We start from the raw sequence: 4,806 nt of genomic DNA on the forward strand, positions 1-4,806 counted from the left end.
TGCACCAAAAAAGAGATATGACAGCGAAAATCGAAGGGACGACAGAAAAAAGTTTTTTGACAGAGATGACAGAAAGCCATTTAAAAAACGTTATGATTCAAGAGAAAGGTTTTCTGAAAATAAATCGGGATATGAAAAAAAATCATTTAACGAAGAAAGAGAAAATGATGTAAAAGAAAATTCAGATAATTCTTTCAGAAAGAAATTTGCACCAAAAAAGAGATATGACAGCGAAAATCGAAGGGACGACAGAAAAAAGTTTTTTGACAGAGATGACAGAAAGCCATTTAAAAAACGTTATGATTCGAGAGATAAATTTTCCGAAAATAATCGCTATGATAGCAAAAAAAGATTTTCTTCTAAAAAAGAAAGTGATTTGGTTCGCTTGAATAAATATATTGCAAATGCAGGAATATGTTCACGCAGAGAAGCCGACAATTTAATAATTGCAGGTGTAATTGCAGTTAATGGAAAAATAATTACTGAACTTGGTTATAAAATTTCACCCGACGATGTGGTTAAATACAATGGCGTTGCATTAAAAAAAGAACGCAACGTTTACATTTTGTTAAATAAACCTAAGGATTATATAACCACAACCGATGACCCACAGCAGCGTAATACTGTGATGGAACTTGTCGGAAACGCGTGCAGGGAAAGAATTTATCCTGTTGGTAGGTTGGACAGAAATACAACGGGTTTGCTGTTATTTACAAATGATGGTGAACTTGCAAAAAAACTTTCACATCCGAGCAGCAAAGTAAAAAAAATATATAGTGTGGAACTCGACAGGGCATTGAGAACCGTTGATTTGGAAAAAATAAGAAATGGTGTTGAACTGGAAGAAGGAATCGTGAACGTTGATGAAATATACATTCAAAGCGAATTCGGGAAAAATTTTGTAGGTGTGGAAATTCATATCGGATGGAACCGTATTGTAAGAAGAATTTTTGAAACACTCGGATATAAAATTTATAAACTCGACCGTGTTTATTATGCAGGATTGACAAAGAAAAACCTTCCTCGCGGCAAATGGCGAATCCTAACAAGCAATGAAATTTCTTTCCTGAAAATGGGGAGTAAATAAATTAAAAAAGTAAAAATCAATGGTAGCTTGGGTATTGCTGAGATAATCAAATCTATTTTTTTAAAAATATGCAGGATTTTATTTGTAGTGAATGAGCGTAGTCGTGGCAAAGGCAATTTGTCGTTTGTCTTAAAACTTCAAACTATCTCCGCAACCACAAAAATACTTCCGCAGACAAAAATCAAATCATCGGGAGCGGCATTCTGGCGGGCTCGTTCCAATGCTTGTTTTACCGTAGAAAACGACAAACCTCTCAGTCCGATTTCTTTTGCTTTAAATAATAATTCTCTTTCATTTAAAGCTCTTGGAATACTTGCTTTGCAGAAATAATAAGTTGCTTCATTCGGTAAGAGATTTAAAATATTTTCGGTTTCTTTATCATCAACCATTCCGAAAACTATATGAAGTTTATTGTAAGTTGTTTGTTCAATTTGTTTAACCACTTCTCTTATTCCATCGGCATTGTGGGCAACATCGCAAATTGTGAGCGGCTTTTCGGAAATTAGATGCCATCTGCCGAGCAAAGTTGTATTTTTTACAACACTTGCAATTCCCGAATGAATGTTATTTTCATTAATATTAAATCCGCTTTCATTTAATACATCAACAGCTTTTAAAGTTGTTACAATATTTTTTGCCTGATAAAATCCTAAAAGTTCAGATTGCAGATTTTGAATTGTTAATTCCTCATTTTTTAATACATCCATTACAAGCTTCTGGTTTTTATAATTCAAATTTTTTATTTCAAATTCTTCATCGGCAAAATATATCGGAGAATTATTGGCATCAGCTTTTTTAATAAAAATATCCTCAATTTCTTCCTGTGTTTCGCCAATTACAATAGGAACAGACGGCTTGATAATTCCTGCTTTTTCCTTTGCAATTCTTTCAATTGTACTTCCGAGCAGATTTGTATGGTCGATGCTTATGTTAGTTATCACAGATACAATAGGAGTTAAAACATTCGTTGAGTCGAGACGTCCACCCAAGCCGGTTTCGATTACCGCAATATCAACTTTTTCATCATAAAAATATTTTGCTGCCAACCCGAATGCCATTTCAAAAAACGATGGTTTTATTTTTTCAAATTCGGTTTTATTTTTTTCAATAAAATCAACAACATATTTTTCGGGAATTTCCTTGCCATTAATTTTAATTCTTTCGCGAAAATCTTTCAAATGAGGCGAAGTGAATAATCCGGTTTTTAATCCTGCTTCCTGCAAAACCGAAGCAAGATAATGCGATACCGAACCTTTACCGTTTGTTCCTGCAATATGAACCGACTTGAAATTATTCTGCGGGGTTCCAAGAAAATTGCAGATGTCAATAGTGTTATTCAAATCAGTTTTGTAGGCATTAATACCCACCCTTTGATACATCGGAAACTGATTGTAAAGATACTCGAGTGTTTGCTGGTAATTCATAGAAAACATTCAGTTAGAAATTAAAATGTTTGTGGTTTGTTATTTACAGTTTTTTCTGGAAGCTCATGGCTCATAGCTCGTAGCTTTATTTATTTTGGATTTTGAACATCTCAATTCAGAATGAAATGATAAGTTATTGAACCCTTTTGTTCTTCGGGTGCATCGGGCTTTGAGGAGAATGTAGTTTTCAAAGCTGCTTCTTCCGCTCTTTTCCAAAGAGTCGCATTTGTGGTTGTAGTGCCTTTGCTGCTTGCTCTCACCCTTATAACTTTTCCCTCCCTGTTAACAACAATTTCAACAGTTACAACTCCCGATTCCTGAATATCATATTTTGGTTCGGGTAAATATTTTTTTGTGCGACCTTCGAGTTTATATGAAACACCGTGACCTTTTCCGGAACCTATACCATTTCCTTCACCGTTGCCTATTCCGCCGCCTTTTCCGGGACCAGTTCCATTACCTCCACCACCGTCTCCTTTATAATTTTTCGAATAAATTGTTCCACCCGGTTTCCCCTGGTCGCCTGGTTTTCCGGTTTCTCCTTGATTACCTCCTTTATTCTTTTTCCATTTCGAAAAGTCGGCATTCGGATTTAATTCAGTTTCCTTGTTTTCATCTTTCTTTTTTTTATTTTCGTTCTTTGCGATTACAGTGTTTTTTTTCGAATTTTTATTATTATCATTTTTGATAATTGTTGATTCATCATTGCTTTCCTGAGTTATTAATTTTTCACTTTTTTCTTTTGATGATTCTGTAACCACAGGTTTGCTAAATTCGGGAGTATTAATCTGGTCGGATTGAATAATGCCCATGCCTTCATTGGAATTACCCAGATTAACTTCTATTCCGAGTCCTCCCCCACCTCCACCCTCATCGGGAAATGGAGGAATTGAAGTGCGAAAAACAATAAATATAAATATCCAAAGCAGCAACAAGCAAAAAAACATTGTTCCCATTGCTGCAATAATTTTCCTGTTTTTTAATATGAAATCAACTTTTTCAGCCATTTGTTCCTTTTGTTGCTAAAATCATTCTCACTTTTAATTTATTTCCTATTTGCAAAACATTCACTAAATCCTGAACTGTAAGAACATTATCAACTCTCAAAACAACTGTTGCATCCTGCGTTTTTTTCAATTCACCTATTAAAACTCCTTCGAGATTTTCGAACCTTATTTCAGTATTGTTTACGTAATACCTAAGGTCTTTTGTTACAGAAATAGTGATTTCTTTTTTATATTTCTTCTCAACATTTTTTGCATTCGGAAGAGTAAGATTAATTATACTCGGATTTAAAAGTGTTGACATAATAAGAAAGAACAGCATCAAAAAAAACATTATGTCGTTCATGGATGCTGTACTCACCTCAGCACTATATCTGGATTTTTTTCTTAATTTCATTCTTTATTTTTTTAACTAAAAACTGAAAACTCTAAACTAAAAACTATTTTGTAGGTTCTTGGAGTAAATCAATAAATTCAATTGCATTTTTTTCGAGACGGTGAATCATTTTATCGAGCATTATATTAAGCCAGTGGTAACAAATAAATGCCAAAATGCCAACAGTTAACCCGGCAGCACTTGATACCATTTTTGTATATAAACCGGCGGAAACAGTTCCTATACTAACATCTCCGGAAAGTGAAATATCATAAAATATTTTAATAACACCGATAATTGTACCAATAAAACCGAACATTGGCGCAATACCCGCAACTATTGAAAGTATTGCAAGATTTTTTTCCAATTGATAAATTTCAAATTTTCCCACATTTTCTATTGCCTCTTCGATTTCTTTCAAAGGTCTGCCAATACGTGAAATTCCTTTTTCAATCATTTTTGAAATCGAACTTGTTGAACCTTTGCAAAGTGCTCTTGCCGAATCAATTTTTCCTTCGTGAATAAATTCGCGTATGCCGCTCATAAAGTTCTTTTCTACCATGAGTGCTTTTTTGATTGTTATATATCTTTCAATAAAAACATAAATTCCTATTATAAGCAACAAAAATATCGGAATCATAATAGGACCGCCTTTCATAATCAAGCTGAGCAATGATAGTTCGTCAACTTTTGGAGTTGTTGCAACTTGCGGAACTGCTTTAACAACGGTATCTGTCACTGTATTAATCTGTAATAAAAAATTTAATATCATTTTTATAAAGTTTTAGTTAATATATATGTCTTATACTGAAATAGGTTGACCATTTTTCGTTAAATATATTTTACAAAATTAGCACTAAATTCCGAAACATTGATAACTTATTAAAAAACCTTTGAGAGTTTTTTAAAAGTTGT

Annotated in this window: 5 protein-coding genes; 1 reads left to right on the top strand and 4 read right to left on the bottom strand. The window is 33.5% G+C overall.

Features of this window, described 5'->3' with window-relative positions; genetic code table 11:
* Positions 1–1,087, top strand: a 1,087-nt coding sequence (locus tag WC223_13730) for a pseudouridine synthase (protein ID MFA6925301.1), incomplete at its 5' end; no start/stop codon positions are given.
* Positions 1,088–1,224: 137 nt separating this feature from the next.
* Here WC223_13730 and WC223_13735 read toward each other — a convergent pair.
* The 4 genes from WC223_13735 to WC223_13750 all read right to left on the bottom strand — a co-directional run bounded on the left by WC223_13735 (position 1,225) and on the right by WC223_13750 (position 4,663).
* Entirely contained in the window at positions 1,225–2,520 is a 1,296-nt protein-coding gene (locus tag WC223_13735; protein ID MFA6925302.1) for a folylpolyglutamate synthase/dihydrofolate synthase family protein, read from the bottom strand.
* A gap of 101 nt (positions 2,521–2,621) precedes the next feature.
* Entirely contained in the window at positions 2,622–3,518 is an 897-nt protein-coding gene (locus WC223_13740; protein ID MFA6925303.1) for an energy transducer TonB, read from the bottom strand.
* Positions 3,511–3,912, bottom strand: coding sequence for a biopolymer transporter ExbD (locus WC223_13745; protein ID MFA6925304.1), 402 nt, complete (start codon positions 3,910–3,912; stop codon positions 3,511–3,513). The genes WC223_13740 and WC223_13745 overlap by 8 nt, the downstream gene beginning before the upstream one ends.
* A gap of 43 nt (positions 3,913–3,955) precedes the next feature.
* Positions 3,956–4,663: a MotA/TolQ/ExbB proton channel family protein gene (locus WC223_13750; protein ID MFA6925305.1), complete on the bottom strand. Its 708-nt coding sequence runs from the start codon at positions 4,661–4,663 to the stop codon at positions 3,956–3,958.
* Positions 4,664–4,806: the final 143 nt, after the last annotated feature.

This window comes from Bacteroidales bacterium (genome assembly GCA_041671145.1).
Classification (GTDB): Bacteria; Bacteroidota; Bacteroidia; order Bacteroidales; family JAHJDW01; genus JAQUPB01.